Genomic DNA, 15,536 nt, shown 5'->3' with positions numbered 1-15,536 from the left:
ATTTGAACAAAAGTAAAATACACTTGGTATAATTTTGTTACCAGTATAATCTATGATACCAGCCAAAACATTATTCCTGACATCATTCCGACAATACAAGAGCATCATTTTATTTGTTCATATCTGGTGTTTTATACGGTTACTGAAATTTCTACATTGATATTGTTTCTGCTTGCTTTTGAATACGGACAGGTTTGATGAGCAGCCTCTACGACGCTCATTGCCTCTGCAACAGAAAGACCTGGCAGGTTAACCTGTAACCTGGCCTGTAAGGCAAAGCCGTCTTCTCCAGTTCCCAGGTCCACTTCAGTGTCTACAGAGGTTCCTTCCGGAAGGTTGATTTTTGCGGCCGCGGCATTGTGCTGCATAGCGCCGATGAAACAGGCAGACCAGCCAGCGGCGAACAGTTGCTCGGGATTGGTGCCCTTGCCAACACTTCCTGGGGTAGACAGGTCAATGTCTAAACGTCCGTCTGTGCTCTTTGCTTTGCCTTCGCGACCTCCGGTGATGTGGACTTTGCCAGTATATAATACTTTAGTGATTGCAGATCCGCCAGTAGCGGTAAAAACTGTTTGATTTTTCATTGTATTTGAATATTAAATTGTTGAATAATGATTATACCTGTTTATCGGGTCCATGCCGCAACCTCAAGGATGGCATCAGCAAAAGCCTGCGGGGCTTCCTGAGGGAGATTATGGCCCACACCACCGTTAATGTTATGGTGTGCATATTTTCCTTTAAAGCGGATGGCATAGGCGCTCGGATCTGGATGCGGCGCTCCGTTGGCATCTCCCTCCAGGGTTACTGCGGGCACGATAATATCAGGTGCAGTAGCAAGTTTAGCCTCCAGAGCATCAAATTTCGCTTCCCCCTTGGTGATGCCAAGCCTCCAACGGTAGTTGTCAATCACGATTTGCACATGATCGGGGTTTTTGAAGGACGCTGCAGAACGGTTATAAGTGTCCTCACTGAATTTCCAGGTTGGTGAGGCCGTCTTCCAGATTAGTTTGTTAAACTCAGCGGTATGTGCCTGATATCCTGCCTGGCCGCGATCTGTAGCAAAGTAGTATTGATACCACCAGGACAGCTCCGACTCTGGTTTAAGCGGTGCCTTGTTGCCTGCCTGGCTGCCGATCAAATAACCACTCACGGAAACCAGTCCTTTTACGCGCTCGGGCCATAGTGCCGCCATGATATCTGCGGTACGCGCACCCCAGTCAAATCCGCCGACGATGGCGTTTTTGATTTTCAGGGCATCCATAAAGGCAATCATGTCGACAGCAAGGGCAGATTGCTGACCGTTACGTGGTGTTGCAGCGGAGAGAAAACGCGTACTGCCATAACCGCGCAGGTATGGAATGAGCACCCTATAGCCTTTAGTAGTCAGAATTTCCGATACTTCTTTATAACTGTAAATGTCATATGGCCAGCCATGAAGAAGCAGAACGGGCTCACCATTGGCCGGGCCTGCCTCTACGTAGCCTATATTAAGTAAGCCTGCTTTTATCTGTTTGACATGATTAAAAGGATCCTCGAGCTGGGTGAGGATACTGTTCTGAGTTGTTGTGGTTGGTTTTGCTGTGGCTGAAGAAAGTAAAATCAGCAGCAAAGCAGCAAAGATAAAGGTTAGTCTTCCTAAGAAGTGTCGAGGGGATATAGATTGATTTTTCATTGTATTTTGTAGTATTTGTGGTTTAATAGGATAAATTTAGTGCTGCCGGGACCTGAGGAAAATCATAACCGGGCTGAAGTAGACAAGCTCAGATGCCAACCAGGCATTTGGAGGGTCGAACGGTACGCTCTGTTTACTCCGATGGTCGTTTTTTCTTTTTTGACTGAACGGTGATCATACCGCAGCTTTGCGAATCCCGTTCAAATCTCGCTGTAGATATTGCAAGCACAGAAGCCAAGGCAATCATAGTGGCCGCAAACTGCTTCCGGATCTCCACTGTCAGGCTCCGGGCAGAAAACAAGATGTTGCTATTTTTCATAACTGCTGTTTATTAGGTGATTTGATACCCCAAAACTACCAGGACAGGCTAGGAAAAAACGAGCAAAAAAACTTGGGCCAGACAAATCAGACCTTGAGTCAGACAGCATAGTGGTCGAACTTTGTCGGAAAGCAGTTTTCAAAAAAAAGCTTTATGGGATTTTGGATTTGGCTACTTTATAGGAATATGTTAAATTTAGCAACGACCAACTTACAAAACCAGTTAGCATCACCAGCCTTTATGAAATTTGTGGTAATATTTATTTTGTCTTTCATATTGGTATCTGCCCTGCCATTTCTCTGGAATGAATTTTCATTTGTTAAAGCAGGTTTTCCCTTTCCTTACTTGCAAAGAATGACCTTTGAGGATTCAGAATTCACATCCACAACAATCTCGTTTCTAAGGGTAAATTTTGCGTATGATTTGATTTTAGCAGGGATTTTTGTTTGGGTATTATATAAATTCAGAACAACCTTAAAAAGTAACACCTAATCTAAGCGTCCTTTTGAGAATTTAAATCAATGAGAAAAACCTTAATTTTAATTTTAATTGCAACAATTACAATTGCTTCAATTTACACCCTGGTCCATTATATTAAAATGGATGGCTTTTCATTCTCCTGGATTCTGAACTTCCTGCTGATGTTGTGTGCAGTTGCGTTTACCGGAGCACTAAAAAGTCCACTTGGTTCCTCCTATTTTAAAGAAAAGGAATGGGAACGGAGCGGAAAAATATATGAATATCTCGGAATAAATTTTTTCAGAAAATTGTTGGTCTGGATTGGCTGGGAAAAGGTGATCAGAAAATCTAATCCCATAGAAAAAAATGCCAAAGCTTTAGTGAATTTGCACTATCAGACAAAAAAATCTGAACTAGACCACTTAATTATCCTGCTAATAGTCCTGGGGTTTAATATGTTCGTGGCATTGGAATTTGGAGTTCTCAAATCTTTGTGGTTACTACTATTAAATGTCTTACTAAACCTTTATCCGATTTTCCTTCAACGATATAATAGGCCACGAATAGCACGAGCTATAAATTTAAGCAAACGAGCTATCTAATTTGATGGCCTCTTTTAAAAGTTTTTTTATTGGATTTTCATCAATTTCTTCTGCGGTTTGATAGATTTTATAAAAAATTTGCTTGTTTGTTCCATGAGACAGAAAGTGATCAGGGTCATTTAATTTATGCCCATACCAAAAACCTAAAAGAACGCCTTTTTTGATGCCACCCCTGGGAACAGTTGAAGGCCAAATAATACATATCCCTTTGTTACCATAAAAAAATGGAACATTGTAGGAGATTTTCTCTTTACAGTATTCAGGAAGAGACTCAATAATTATCTGTCGCAATACATCTACAATTATTTTTTCTTCTTCAGGAAGAATAGTAAACAGATCAACAAGGTTTCTAATTTTCATCGAAATTGGTTTTGCTATATGTATTGCTTATTTAAGCTCAGCGAAAGATTATTTTTTCAGCGATCCCAAATGTTTATAAGTATTGAGCAGCACACCCGTTGGTGTGGTCAATGTGCTCACGAATTCGAGCTCACGTGCGTCAAAGTTGTCAGAAAGAAGGCGTTTGCCTTTACCTAGCAATACCGGATATACAATCAGGATAACCTCATCTATCAATCCCGCGCTGAGTAGCAAAGGTGTCAGTGATATACTTCCCGAAACTACCAGATCTGGCCCGTCGGTCAATTTGAGTTTGTGCAGCTCCTCGATAAAATCTTCGCCCAAATCCTTCACTGGTCCCCATTTAAGGCTGTCAGGTCTGTGGGTAACTACGTATTTGGTTGCGGCGTTTATGGCGTTCGCCATCGGAAAGTCTCCAGCATTGGGCCAGTAGCCCAACCACTCATCGTATGTGCGACGGCCAATCAGCAGGTCAAAACCGGGACCGTATGCCTCAAGCAGCATGGCCAACCCGGCGGGGGTTCGGTATGGTGCAGTCCATGCGCCATATGCATAGTTTTTGTCGTGCTCAATCACCCCGTCAAGCGAGATATGTTCGAAAATTCTGATCTTTCTCATTTTGATACAATTTAGTTTAATGATGATTCAAATTTAAAGAGAACAGTCTCCTTGTGTGGGGTGTAATCGCGACAATATAAGGGTGTTTTCCTCCTCTAATGGGCAATATCCTTTAACACCCAATCCAATTCAAGGTCCTTATTTCCTAAATAATCCTCAATAGTGTAAGAAATTGATACATCAGGCATTAGTCCACGTCCATCAATGTGTGTAATGTCACCAAAATAAGCTGGTGTGTTGCCATAAGCGAGTGAAAGTTTACTGGTAGGAAGCGTTATATTTTTAATTGTTCCTGCAGTCCAGATATTCTTACTACCGCCGGTTTCTTCGCCAACAAAAGTTACGTTTTTTAGGTTTCGTATATTTGCTGCAAGTAAACTGGTTGCCGAGAAACTACCACCATTTATAAGTACATATATTTTGCCTTTAAACGTGCTGGCATCCGGTGTAACAATGGGATATGTTGATTTAGATGCCATTTTAACCCAGCCGCGTATTTTTGGATTATCGTATAGTAACTTTTGCCGGCTTATTTCTGCCGGAAGCTTGTAGAAATATGTTGGCTCCGCTATTAAGAAACTATATATACTTGATGCCCAACCGGTTTCTCCGCCAGTATTTCCGCGCAGGTCTATTATAAGGGTTTTTAATTTTCTCTTTTGGATGTCTGCAAAAATACCGTGATACCCTTCATAATTAGCGCCATTAAAAAAGGTCTGGAGTTTAAGATAGGCAATGCTACTATCAGCAGTTAATAATTTATACGCTGTACGTGGTGGCCGCGCAACACTACTGCTATCATAACCTGGTTTTTGAAAAGCATTTAGGGTTATTTGTTGTGTACCCTTGTTGGAACTGAGTTTAAAGTTCAAGGGTTCCCTTTTCGGGTATAAAAACCGATATCGTTCTGCAAATAGTCCACCGTTCATTAGGAATTGCTTATAGGTAATATTATAACCGTCTGATGTAATATAATGGCTCAAACTATCTATCAATTTAGCGGCAGGAACATCGTTAATACTTAATATCTCTGTACCCTTAGCTATCGTGGAATCGGCAGATAAGTTTTCGCTGATAAATAGTTTGTTTGCTATTACCCGGTAATCAAATTGATAAATAGGGTGTTGCAATGTTGGTTTCTTTAAAAAAGCAATATCAGAGGCAGTAAATTTCGAATAGTCTATATTGATGGTTAAATGACCATGCCCATATAGCTGATAACACTTAATAGTTTAACATATAAACTTATGCTGGTAAGTGGTTGGTTTATGGTGGTCCTTAAACTATCAAATTTATGGTTAAGGTCTTTTTTACTGATATACAGATAAAGATTTGGATTTTCTTTTTCTAATATGTTTTGCACCACATAAACATCTTTTTTAAGATCAGCAGGTTGATGCAGTTTTACAGACATTTCATCAAGATATTGCGCCTTACTATTTGTACTTAAAAGTAGCAAGCAGATAACTGAGATAAAATAATTCATCGACAAGGTGGAATTTATTAAAGGTAATAATAATGATAGTCTTTTAATACAAGGACTTTATTATCCTCAAAACTGTATCGGCATTCCGCAATTTGCGGAAAAATGCAACAGCATTAGGAAATGCGTTAATCAGTAAGCCGCTGTAAATCAAGCTCGTGCCAAAACACTGGGAGTTAGGCATTATTATGTAGCATACTCAAAACATAAATAACAAGAATATTTAGTTGAACTTTAATATAGTAATTATGAAAAAGATCATTTTATCAGCAGCAATTTTAGCTGTAGCAGGATTAACCTCAGTAAAAGCAAGCGAAATCAAAAATCCAGTGATGATTAGTGTTCATCAGGATAGTACAACAAAAACTCCGGTTGAATTAAAAGATCTTCCAGAACCAGTGCAAAAAACTTTGCAAACAGATCCAGTTAAAGAATGGACTCCAACTGCTGCATTTTTGGTAACCAATGCAGATAAATCAAGCTTCTATCAAATCGATGTTAAAAAAGGTGAAGAAACATCATCTTTGAAAATTGACAAAGACGGTAAGATAGTACAATAAGATTTCATCTTAGTCAGAACCCCTGAATAGTTCTGATAAAATATAATCACAACAGAATTCCCTTAGTGATTTAAAAGGGCTGATGATGATTGAAAAGGGCTGCTTTTTAAGTAGCCTTTTTTATGTAAATAAATACCGATTAAGTGTTTAGGTTACCATCTTGAATTCTGTCCATTCACCAATAGTTTGCAAAGAAAACCTGAAATCGTGGTTATAAAGGATTTCCCTTGTCAACATCAATCCAATACCTTGTCCGTTTTTCGTCGTACTAAAGAAGGGAGAGAAAAGCTGACGACTGACCTCATTTGAGATTCCAGGTCCGGTGTTCGAAATTGAAATCATTTTATCTGGTGATGCGGTTTTGATGCGTATTGTCCCAGACGGATCTACAGCCTCAATCGCATTTTTCAGAATATTAATAAAGACCTGTTCCAATTGCTGGTAATCAGCAAAGGCTTCCAACTCCAATGCATCCAGATCCCACAACCAGCTGACATTTTTTTTCCTCGCAGCAGGTTCCATTAGCAGTACCACCGAGCGAAGCAATGCGATTAGCTCAACAGTATGCTTAACGGGTTCGGGAACACGTACAACCCTGGCAAAATTCGACATCAGAGCACTCAGGCTATGGTTGCGGCTGATGGAGGTAGTCAGCGCCGCATCATAATCTTCCTGATCTGCTTCATCCAGCTGATGCTTGTAATTTAAACAACTGTTAAGAATTGAATTAATGGCACCTATAGAATTGTTCACCTCATGAGACATCATCTTAATTACTTTCTCGTAGGCATTTTTTTCCTTCAGGTAGATCTCACGACTGAGTTCTTCAATCGTAATAAAAGTCCGTGAATATCCAAGATCTGTGAAGGTCGACTTATGGCATTTATAAGATTTTATCCCGTTCAGATTAATTACTTTGGCATCATTCACTTCTATCAGCGACAGTTCCTCAGCAAGTCGTCCGCCTATCTGGCTCAATGATTTACCCAAAATCTCGTCTGGTTGCAGACCTAATATTTCTGCAGCAGCGGGGTTTACCGCCCCAATAACTGCATCAAATTCAAATATAATGATCCCCGAAGGAGAGGCTTCTATAAGTTTTCCCAGGAAGGAACTTTTCTCCGCCTGCAGCAATCGCTCATGTCTCAATTGTTCGATCATCAGGTTGTACACATCAATCAATTCATCCATCTCCGGATGACCGATCTGGTTCAGCCTGATACTGAAATCCTTATCCTTCAGGGTTTCGATCCCCGAGGAGATGGTATCAAATGTCTGGCTGATCGATCGATACAACCAATAAGAAAAGATAAGTGACACAAAAAGCATGGCCTCTCCGATCAGGAAAGCAGTTCTGCTTGCCGCATACAACTCCGTAAGCAGATAGACAAATACCGCATGAACGACAATTGCCACCAGTAAAACCTTAGCTTTGAGCTTCATAAGGGATGTTGTATTTCTCCAGTTTACGGTATAGGGTGCCCCTGCTTAAACCAAGTGCTTTGGCCACCCTGCTGATATTATTTTGATGAAAATCCATGGCATTCCTGATCATGGAAAGCTCCATATCGTCAATCGATAATGTTCCCACAGCAGGGAGCGTCAGGGAGGCACTTGGCAGGCGTTGAGTTTCCAGGTGCAGCTCAAAATCTTTTACATCCAGGTGATCCCCTTCGCTGAGCAACACGGTACGCTCAATCAGGTTTTTTAGTTCACGGATATTACCTGGCAACGGAAGGGATTTTAGCCAGTTATAGGCTTTTTTATCGATCTGCAGCTTGGGTCTCTGGTAAATTTCCTTGAGGTTTTTCAAGAAATAATTGGCCAAAATCGGAATATCCTCTGTGCGTTCCCGAAGCGGAGGTAAACGGATAATGATCAGGTTGATGCGGTAATACAAATCTTCCCTAAATTTTGCGGCAGCGATCATTTCCCTTAGATCGCGGTTGGTGGCGCAGACTACCCTAAGGTCAACAGAGCGCGTCTTGCTGTCGCCCAACACCTCATACTTGCGGTCCTGTAATACCCGCAACAGCTTTACCTGGCTGTTTAAATCCAGATCACCTATTTCATCTAAGAAAATGGTGCTTTTATCGGCCAGTTCAAACCGGCCTACTCTGTCGGTGCGTGCATCGGTAAAGGCGCCACGTTTATGGCCAAACATCTCACTTTCAAATAAGCTGGAAGAAATTCCCCCAAGATTTACTTTTACAAATGCTTTGTTTCTGCGGGAACTGTTCTCATGAATAGCTTCGGCTACAAGTTCCTTCCCCGTGCCGCTCTCTCCAATAATGAGTACTGAGGCGTCAGTACTACTGACCCTTGCAATGGTCTGTAGTACTTCTAGAAGTTGCGGATCTTCACCAACAATATTCTCAAAACCATATTTGTCATTCAGCTTCTTACGTGTCATTGCCCCTGGTGTATCCAGTTCGGTTGATAAATCCAGTGCTGTTCTTAGTGCCCGCGTCAAGTGGTCGTTATCCCAGGGTTTATTGATAAAATCCGCTGCCCCGGCTTTCATACCCTCTACTGCCAGCTTAATCGATCCCCATCCGGTCATTAAAATAACTGGCAGGAGTGGTCTTGATTTTTTGATCTGTTGCAGCATGGCCAGCCCGTCTTCCCCTGTAGTTTCCATGGAAAAGTTCATGTCCAACAATACCGCATCTACTGGTTTTTCCTTAAGGTGCTTGAGTGCCTCTTCCGGCCCATTTGCCTTGATGGATTTGAACCCATTCTGTTTTAACAACAGGTTCAGGGAAGCACATACAGCAACATCATCATCAATAATCAAAATCATAGGAACAAATTAAATTAGTTTATTCTTCATGTAAGGCATCCGAAGGATTCAGCCTGGCTGCTTTCAAACTTGGGTAGAAAGCACAACTCAGCATCAGCAAATACAAAAACAACGCAGCCCCCAAAATACTTAAAGTTCCATAATAGGCATCTAAATATTGCATAATTAACATCTGAATCGCAATTAGCAAGCCCGGTAAAATACCCAAGGTAGTCAGCACAATGGATTCCAGGAGAAATTGCTTCAATATATCAGCCGGGCTTGCCCCCATGGTCACCCGCAGGCCAACTTCTGCTTTACGTTTTGACAGGTTATAGCTAAACACACCGGAGATTCCCAGGAAAACATTGATCAGCAAAAATGCAAATACCAGCAAGGTAATACTCAACTGAATGTAATCTGTTTTCTGAGCATATTTTTTGACCAGCGTTAAAGAAATATTCTGCCTGATCAGAATTTCCGAAGCGCCAACCGAGTTGATGGTTTTCCTGATCTGATCCTCTAGCAACTGGAAATTATCGGTATTTTTTGATTTAAGCAAATAACTTGTTGCCGCGGTTTTCAATGGGATAAAAAATCCCGGGTTCAGATCAGCTCCGGTGTTCTCTCTGACCGCTTCAGATACCCCGATGATCAGGGCCGGCTTGTCGCCAATCAGGATCGTTTTTCCGATCGGGCTTCCCTGCTTGAAATCACGTTCCGCTAAATCTTTGGTGAGAACTACCGGAATGGCATTTAACACATAGTCTTTTTCCGTAAACCATCGACCTTCGACTAGTTTAATGCCGAGTACCTTTGAGTAATTCTCATCTACCTCAAATCCCAGAGCCTTGCTGGTTTGTTTGTTATAGGTGATCTTTTCTTCATTACCCCATTGTTGAAAAGGAATTACCTCGGTGGCACTTACCAGCTCGATTTCTTTAACCGCCCGGAGCTTCTGTTGGATTAGCCTGCTAAATTCCAGTTTCTTTTCGTCCTGCAGGTGTTGGAAATCCAGTACCACCAGCCAGGCATCTTCATAACGATAGCCCAATGGTCTGAAATAGTTACCTAATTTCTTCAGATTCAAACCCAAACAAAGAAAAAGGGCGGTAAAGGTGACAAACAGCTGCAGTAACAGGAAGAAATTTGCTTTTTTCCTGTTCATGATCATTTTAAACAAATGCAAAATCATAAGCTGTTTCCTCCTTTCAATGCATAAACAACATCCATACGGGACATCTTCCAGGCGGGATAAATCCCGGAGACCAATCCAAGTAACAGACAACTAAAAAGACAGAAACCAAACACCCGCCAGCTGATGATAAAACTATCGGTCGGCATTTTGAATAGCGGATCAAAGGTATTGATAAACTGCACCAACAACTGTGAGGCGTAAACGGACAAACCAAGACCGATCAATCCACCAATTAGGGTAATGATGATGTTTTCTGTTACCAGCTGCCCCACCAAGGTACCGGAAGTTGCTCCAAACGACTTACGAATACCGATTTCTTCAGCCCGTTCACCAATCCGGGTGACATTAATATTCACCAGACTGATGGCCGGGATCAGCATGAAAAGAACCAGCACAATACTGATGACAATCGCGGTTTTCCCATATTCAGGTTCATCATCGTTAAAGGAGCTGCTTTTCGCAAATTGCTCCAAAGCAGTGAATGCATGCACTTTTACCGAATCTGCACCCGAAACCAGATTCGCCTTTTTTAAAATTCCCCTTAGCTCGGCACGCACCTTTTTCAGGTCGTCCGTTTTCGCCAATAGCAACGCATTATAGGTACCTTCCAGCGCTTTTTCCGTCCGCTGGGTATTCACATCGGTGGTATAAGGAACATAAACATCGGAATAAATCCTGCTGAAGGGCGTTGCAGGCTTTACCACGCCGATCACTTGATAAGCTATTCCATGCATCGGAAGGGTTTTCCCCAGGGCAGCACCATCTTTAAAAAAGTATGCTTTTGTTTTTTCACTGATTACGGCAACGCGGGCACCTTTTCTGACGTCAATAATGTTAAAAGGTTTTCCTTCCAAAAATTCAAAATCTGTGATCTTCCAGAAATTTTCATCGGTAAACTTAAGGATATGACCCGCTGTTTTTCCATTGAGGAAGGAAATAAACTCTCTGGTTGTAAAATAGGAAATGGTCTCGGTGCTTTGCAGATTCCGTATATTTTTTTGAAGGAAGCTGATGCTAGGTGCGGCATCTGTCTTTTTATCACCTTTATAAACCGATACTTTATCCAGGATCAATGTTCTTTCCCTATGAATTTCTGGTGGATTCGCACTCACGATCTGATCCAGAAAGGAGGCAAATACCGTGATGACCATAAGGGTCAGGCTAATGCCCACCAGGGTAAGTGCGGTATAATACTTCTTGCGAAGCATGACTTTAAAAGTGAGTTTTATATAATTTTTCAACATGATTTCTAGGTTATACAGGTTAACTGACTTGCTGGCCATCAAAAAAGTGAATGATCCGCTGGGTTTTTTTCGCCATGTGCTCATCGTGGGTGACCATAACGATCGTTGTCCCGTCAATTTTATTCAGGTGCAACATTAAATTCATCACCTCCTCACCCATAGCACTGTCCAGGTTTCCGGTAGGCTCATCTGCAAGCAGGATCTCAGGATTCCCAATAATAGCACGGGCAATGGCCACGCGTTGACGCTGTCCACCTGAAAGCTGATTGGGATAGTGCTTGGTGCGGGCACTCAATCCCACTTTCTCCAATGCGACTAAGGCTCTTTTGCGTCTTTCAGCACCTGAAATGCCCTTGCGGTACAATAGCGGTAACTCCACGTTGTCTATAACCGAAAGGTCGTTGATCAGGTGATAACTCTGAAAAATAAAGCCCAGCTTAAGGTTTCTGAATGTTGCCAGGCGTTTGCGGCTAAGTGAAGTCACCGGCTGATTGGCAATTTCAATGGATCCGGCAGTTGGCGTATCCAATAACCCCATAATGTTAAGTAAAGTACTTTTACCACAGCCAGAAGGGCCCATAATGGCCACAAATTCCCCTTTATTAATGTTAAGGTTGATGTGGTTAAGGGCAGTGGTTTCAATGGTTTTGGTACGGTAAACTTTTTCTATGTTTGATAATTGTATCATTTCGATTTGAGTTAATAGTTGTTATTCTAGGATTTTACATTTCGTGATGAGAGATTGAAGCTCCGCTCCTGGCGGTCTAAAAGTTACCACTAATTTTCCATTCTCCCCCTTCAAAATAAGTGTTGCTTTGACTGCAGCGAGCAGCTGCAGCATTAAAAGAATTAAGTGCTTCATATGATTTTGTGATTTTATGTTGTCAGTTATGGATTAGAAAGCTTATATTTTTTTATTGGTGGTAAAATCATAGAGGGTCAGCAGTCGGAGGTTGAAGTAGGCATTCCAAAAGCTTTTCAGAGAAAAAATGTAATCACGGCGTGCCTGGTCTTTTTCCTGCAAAGCGATATTCAGATCCGTGATGCCCAGGTCGTTCAGTAAGTATCTTTTTTTTGCGATTTCATAGCGCTGGTTTGCAGTGAGATCTGCTTCTGAGTTAGTTTGCATTTGTTCTTTGATCATCGAAAACTGTCTCAAAGTGGTATAGATCTCTTGCTCAAAGTTTATTTGCGCCTGCTTAACGGTCGCGGCTACCAGCTTGCGGTTAGACTGCGCCGTTTTAATCCTCGAGGCGGAACGGCCCCAATCCAAGATAGGAATCTGAAAACCTAATCGTATCTCCTGCTGGTCTTTAGCATTGCTATAGATCCCAGGAAGCCGGTCCGCTACATTGGTTAATCCAAATGTTCCAAATAGGTTTACTTTCAGGCCATTTTCGCCCCGGGCTTTGGCAACCTCCTTATCCGCTTCAAGCAACGCCCGTTTAAATTCTATGGATTTCTGACGATTATCTTTTGCCTGTTGGACGGCAGTTGTGGCATCCACCTCAAAAGTCAATAAATCCTCTGGAAGGATAAGCTGAATCTGGTTACCAGCAGAAAAACCAATGAAGGATTTCAATTGAAGGTCAGCCGTTTCCGCATCTACATTGGCCTGCGCCACAGCTTTCCTTGCATTCAACACCCCTAGTTTCAATCGTAAAAGTTCGTCCTTGGACAACCGGCCCAGAGCCGCTTTGCCTTCACCGATTTTATAAATGGTCTCATTGTTCAACAGGTTTTTGAGGGCGATATCCTTGTTAATCTGGGCAATCAGCAAGCCGAAGAACAGCTCTGAGGCATCCCGACCCACCACTTCCATGTCTTCCTTGTACTTTTTCTGTGATTCTTCATAACGCAGGGGTTCGATCTTCTGATCCCATGACAGGGAATTGAATGCAAACAAAGGCTGATTCAGACCGATGATCAATGGATTCCCATTGTAACGGGTTTGTTTGCGGTCGAAATCTGAAAACCTCAATACATTGGATCCCAGGAACACTTGTCCACCGGTTAAACCGATATTTTGTGTCAGGCCAAGGTTGACTTGCGAATTATCGTTAATCACGGGCTTAAATTCTACTGTTCCATCTGGTTGGATTACCGGAATATTGGTCTTGCTGAACTGTGGCAAAGTCCCATCGAGTGTGAGTTGGGGATTATAATTTGATTTAAATGTCCTGTACTGCCAGTACTGATTTTCACGAATAGTCGCTGCCTGCACGGCTGCTGTGGAGTGCATTTTAGCGATTCCGATAACATCGTTCAAATTTAGTTTTACGGTATCACTATTGACCTGACCTTTCCCGAGCAAGGGCATGAGAATTCCTGAATATAATAAGATGGTCTTGAACATCATTTTGGGTGTCATTTATTTTGGTTATCTGATCTTAACTTTGCTGAGATGGGTAAAGTCCTGCATCTCCGAGGTGATGACTTTTTCCCCTGCTTTAAGACCCGAGAGGATCTCCACATAATCGCTATTGCTTTCACCAACTTTCACCTGGCGGGACACCGCATTGTCGCCTTCAATCACAAATACTTTTTGTTGTTCTGATCCATTAAATGCAGCGCCATTCTTAACCCTTATGGTGTGCTCCTTGTAAGCGGTAACGACAAAAACATCAACCTTCAGGTTAGAACGGAGCAGCTTTGAGCTTTTGTTGCTTAAGTTAATGGAAAATTTTACCGTCCCATCCTCCACGGCCGGCTGTACGTTGCTGATGTTTCCAGTCAGGTCCGTTTTATTGATCCTGACCACGGCCGCTCTGCCTGCTTTAACCTCATCAGCATAGGTATCAGAGATGCTGGCCTCGACCTTAAAACTACTCAGATCCGCAATGCGCACCAACTCTTCACCTTCATTGATTTCCGCACCGATCTTACTGTTAACCCAGGTGATCACTCCGCTTCGTGGAGAAAAAATGGACGCATTTTTGAGCTTATCGCTGATTCCCTTAATGTCCTTTTCGCGGATGTTGATTTCATACCCCAGGCTCTTCAGATCGGCCTGCATCGTTGCCCTCTGGTTATCCATCTGGTTTTTGATTTGCTTCAGTTCGAGTTGTGCCACATTTAATGTTAAGCGGGCCTGTTTAACATTTTCATCAGTACTCCCGCCAATTGCCAAGAGCGATTGCTCGTGCTCCAATGCCGTTTCCAGACTACTGATCTTCATTTGTTTAATGGAATACTGAGTCTTTAACTCATCCAAGGTTTTCTGCAGTCCTAGAGACAATTGGTTTATTTTGTTCTGATTGACATGCTGCTCCTCATTCAGTTTCTCAAATGCGAGCATAGCAGATTCCTTGTTCAGGCGTAAAATAGACTGACCAGTAAGTACCTTTTCACCCGCATTAAACAATACTTGTTCAATCCTTGCATCTACCGGTGAACTGATGGTGAATTCATATTCAGGAGTAATGATTCCTGATGCAGGTACGGTCGCCTCCATCCTGCCTGTTTCTGCAATTGAAGTACTGAGGGTACTGCCTTTTACTGCAGGTTCGACGATACTGCTAAATTGAATAAATCCAAAAGCGATTGCCAGGGTAACAATACCGCCGACAATGTATATCCTGGTTCTTCGCCTGGCCTGTTCTTTGGATGAAATTTCACGGTCCATATATATACTAATTTGAAGCCTATATTCCAATAGAAATGCCAGAGACAACAAACTGTAAATAAGACAGTTACAATTAAACTCTAAAATTCAACTGTCTCATTGTGGACAGTGTGTCTTAAAGTGAACAGGAAACGGACGAGTTATAGGAACTCAAATGGTCCCATCAGGTCAAATACTCAACTTAGTTTTTTTTTCTCCAATTGCTGAAGAAATTTTTGAAAGCGCTTGATTTGTATGTTCAGGTTATGCAGGATTACTTCCTGCTGTTGATTGAGTTCAGTTAAATCAACAATCTTGCCTTTCAGTTGTTTGATCGTCTCCACATTCAAAACGGCATCCAGCTCTTCGGCATCCAGGTACTGAAAAAAATTTTTTTTAAGCACCTTAGAGATCTGCATCAGGAGATATGCATCAATCTTTTCGCTTTTAAATGCCTGGCTAAGCTGAAGACCGGGTACATCAAGTTTCTCCATCAGCTGTACCTGAGTATACCCCTGTGTTTTCATTTCCTTCCAGATGAGATTACCGATTTTTGAATACATTTCCTGTAGCTGTTAATTTATCGTTTAATCGGCATAAAACTAACATTGAATTTAGAAGGAATTCTGAAGTTG

The 15,536-nt window shown here is 42.0% G+C and carries 16 protein-coding genes; 2 read left to right on the top strand and 14 right to left on the bottom strand.

The genetic code is table 11. From position 1 onward, the window contains the following. Window positions 1-131: 131 nt before the first annotated feature. Together N824_RS04890 and N824_RS04885 are read right to left on the bottom strand one after the other, a co-directional pair. Window positions 132-584 (bottom strand): organic hydroperoxide resistance protein, encoded by a 453-nt coding sequence (locus N824_RS04890; protein WP_048904004.1) that lies wholly within the window; start codon window positions 582-584, stop codon window positions 132-134. Window positions 585-625: 41 nt separating this feature from the next. After that, entirely contained in the window at window positions 626-1,672 is a 1,047-nt protein-coding gene (locus N824_RS04885) for an alpha/beta fold hydrolase (RefSeq protein WP_048904003.1), read from the bottom strand. Window positions 1,673-2,512: 840 nt separating this feature from the next. Between N824_RS04885 and N824_RS04870 the strand changes: the two genes are divergently transcribed. Next, window positions 2,513-3,052: a hypothetical protein gene (locus N824_RS04870; RefSeq protein WP_048904000.1), complete on the top strand. Its 540-nt coding sequence runs from the start codon at window positions 2,513-2,515 to the stop codon at window positions 3,050-3,052. Here the strand turns inward: N824_RS04870 and N824_RS04865 are convergent. The 4 genes from N824_RS04865 to N824_RS04850 form a co-directional block, all read right to left on the bottom strand. Then, complete coding sequence (locus tag N824_RS04865) at window positions 3,032-3,412, bottom strand: DUF1801 domain-containing protein (protein ID WP_048903999.1); 381 nt, start codon at window positions 3,410-3,412, stop codon at window positions 3,032-3,034. The two genes, N824_RS04870 and N824_RS04865, sit on opposite strands and share 21 nt — an antisense overlap. 48 nt (window positions 3,413-3,460) lie before the next feature. Beyond that, window positions 3,461-4,030 carry a dihydrofolate reductase family protein gene (locus tag N824_RS04860; RefSeq protein ID WP_048903998.1) on the bottom strand — a complete coding sequence of 190 codons (570 nt, stop codon included), beginning with the start codon at window positions 4,028-4,030 and terminating at the stop codon, window positions 3,461-3,463. A gap of 95 nt (window positions 4,031-4,125) precedes the next feature. Beyond that, entirely contained in the window at window positions 4,126-5,160 is a 1,035-nt protein-coding gene (locus N824_RS04855) for a S41 family peptidase (RefSeq protein ID WP_048903997.1), read from the bottom strand. Between the two features lie 62 nt (window positions 5,161-5,222). Beyond that, a complete protein-coding gene (locus N824_RS04850) occupies window positions 5,223-5,516 on the bottom strand; it encodes a hypothetical protein (protein WP_048903996.1) in 294 nt (97 codons plus the stop codon). A gap of 245 nt (window positions 5,517-5,761) precedes the next feature. Here N824_RS04850 and N824_RS04845 point away from each other — a divergent pair, with 245 nt between their 5' ends. After that, window positions 5,762-6,073: a hypothetical protein gene (locus N824_RS04845; RefSeq protein ID WP_048903995.1), complete on the top strand. Its 312-nt coding sequence runs from the start codon at window positions 5,762-5,764 to the stop codon at window positions 6,071-6,073. A 147-nt stretch (window positions 6,074-6,220) separates the two neighbouring features. Here N824_RS04845 and N824_RS04840 read toward each other — a convergent pair whose 3' ends face one another. From N824_RS04840 to N824_RS04805, 8 genes are all read right to left on the bottom strand, one after another. Continuing rightward, window positions 6,221-7,516, bottom strand: a complete 1,296-nt coding sequence (locus N824_RS04840) for a PAS domain-containing sensor histidine kinase (protein ID WP_048903994.1) — start codon at window positions 7,514-7,516, stop codon at window positions 6,221-6,223. Then, on the bottom strand, window positions 7,500-8,876 hold the full coding sequence (locus N824_RS04835; RefSeq protein ID WP_048903993.1) for a sigma-54 dependent transcriptional regulator: 1,377 nt from the start codon (window positions 8,874-8,876) through the stop codon (window positions 7,500-7,502). The genes N824_RS04840 and N824_RS04835 overlap by 17 nt, the downstream gene beginning before the upstream one ends. A 19-nt stretch (window positions 8,877-8,895) precedes the next feature. Next, on the bottom strand, window positions 8,896-10,023 hold the full coding sequence (locus tag N824_RS04830) for an ABC transporter permease (protein ID WP_161662263.1): 1,128 nt from the start codon (window positions 10,021-10,023) through the stop codon (window positions 8,896-8,898). Window positions 10,024-10,046: 23 nt separating this feature from the next. Continuing rightward, on the bottom strand, window positions 10,047-11,297 hold the full coding sequence (locus tag N824_RS04825) for an ABC transporter permease (RefSeq protein WP_161662262.1): 1,251 nt from the start codon (window positions 11,295-11,297) through the stop codon (window positions 10,047-10,049). A gap of 19 nt (window positions 11,298-11,316) precedes the next feature. Continuing rightward, on the bottom strand, window positions 11,317-11,985 hold the full coding sequence (locus N824_RS04820) for an ABC transporter ATP-binding protein (RefSeq protein ID WP_048903990.1): 669 nt from the start codon (window positions 11,983-11,985) through the stop codon (window positions 11,317-11,319). A gap of 216 nt (window positions 11,986-12,201) precedes the next feature. Further along, a complete protein-coding gene (locus tag N824_RS04815; protein ID WP_200869817.1) occupies window positions 12,202-13,668 on the bottom strand; it encodes a TolC family protein in 1,467 nt (488 codons plus the stop codon). 9 nt (window positions 13,669-13,677) lie between these two features. Beyond that, the gene (locus N824_RS04810; RefSeq protein WP_048903988.1) at window positions 13,678-14,922 is read right to left on the bottom strand and encodes an efflux RND transporter periplasmic adaptor subunit; all 1,245 of its coding nucleotides are present in this window, start codon (window positions 14,920-14,922) and stop codon (window positions 13,678-13,680) included. A 176-nt stretch (window positions 14,923-15,098) separates the two neighbouring features. Beyond that, window positions 15,099-15,464, bottom strand: a complete 366-nt coding sequence (locus N824_RS04805) for a hypothetical protein (RefSeq protein WP_048903987.1) — start codon at window positions 15,462-15,464, stop codon at window positions 15,099-15,101. Window positions 15,465-15,536 lie beyond the last annotated feature (72 nt).

The organism is Pedobacter sp. V48 (assembly GCF_000523515.1).
Taxonomy (GTDB): domain Bacteria; phylum Bacteroidota; class Bacteroidia; order Sphingobacteriales; family Sphingobacteriaceae; genus Pedobacter.
This window is presented reverse-complemented; position numbering and strand designations above follow the sequence as displayed.

Bases quoted from the DNA above. Each gene is read 5' to 3' on its own strand.
- N824_RS04835 (WP_048903993.1), bottom strand. From the start codon at position 8,876: ATGATTTTGATTATTGATGATGATGTTGCTGTATGTGCTTCCCTGAAC.
- N824_RS04840 (WP_048903994.1), bottom strand. From the start codon at position 7,516: ATGAAGCTCAAAGCTAAGGTTTTACTGGTGGCAATTGTCGTTCATGCG.
- N824_RS04845 (WP_048903995.1), top strand. From the start codon at position 5,762: ATGAAAAAGATCATTTTATCAGCAGCAATTTTAGCTGTAGCAGGATTA.
- N824_RS04805 (WP_048903987.1), bottom strand. From the start codon at position 15,464: ATGTATTCAAAAATCGGTAATCTCATCTGGAAGGAAATGAAAACACAG.
- N824_RS04860 (WP_048903998.1), bottom strand. From the start codon at position 4,030: ATGAGAAAGATCAGAATTTTCGAACATATCTCGCTTGACGGGGTGATT.
- N824_RS04850 (WP_048903996.1), bottom strand. From the start codon at position 5,516: ATGAATTATTTTATCTCAGTTATCTGCTTGCTACTTTTAAGTACAAAT.
- N824_RS04865 (WP_048903999.1), bottom strand. From the start codon at position 3,412: ATGAAAATTAGAAACCTTGTTGATCTGTTTACTATTCTTCCTGAAGAA.
- N824_RS04830 (WP_161662263.1), bottom strand. From the start codon at position 10,023: ATGAACAGGAAAAAAGCAAATTTCTTCCTGTTACTGCAGCTGTTTGTC.
- N824_RS04890 (WP_048904004.1), bottom strand. From the start codon at position 584: ATGAAAAATCAAACAGTTTTTACCGCTACTGGCGGATCTGCAATCACT.
- N824_RS04815 (WP_200869817.1), bottom strand. From the start codon at position 13,668: ATGACACCCAAAATGATGTTCAAGACCATCTTATTATATTCAGGAATT.
- N824_RS04870 (WP_048904000.1), top strand. From the start codon at position 2,513: ATGAGAAAAACCTTAATTTTAATTTTAATTGCAACAATTACAATTGCT.
- N824_RS04885 (WP_048904003.1), bottom strand. From the start codon at position 1,672: ATGAAAAATCAATCTATATCCCCTCGACACTTCTTAGGAAGACTAACC.
- N824_RS04825 (WP_161662262.1), bottom strand. From the start codon at position 11,297: ATGTTGAAAAATTATATAAAACTCACTTTTAAAGTCATGCTTCGCAAG.
- N824_RS04820 (WP_048903990.1), bottom strand. From the start codon at position 11,985: ATGATACAATTATCAAACATAGAAAAAGTTTACCGTACCAAAACCATT.
- N824_RS04810 (WP_048903988.1), bottom strand. From the start codon at position 14,922: ATGGACCGTGAAATTTCATCCAAAGAACAGGCCAGGCGAAGAACCAGG.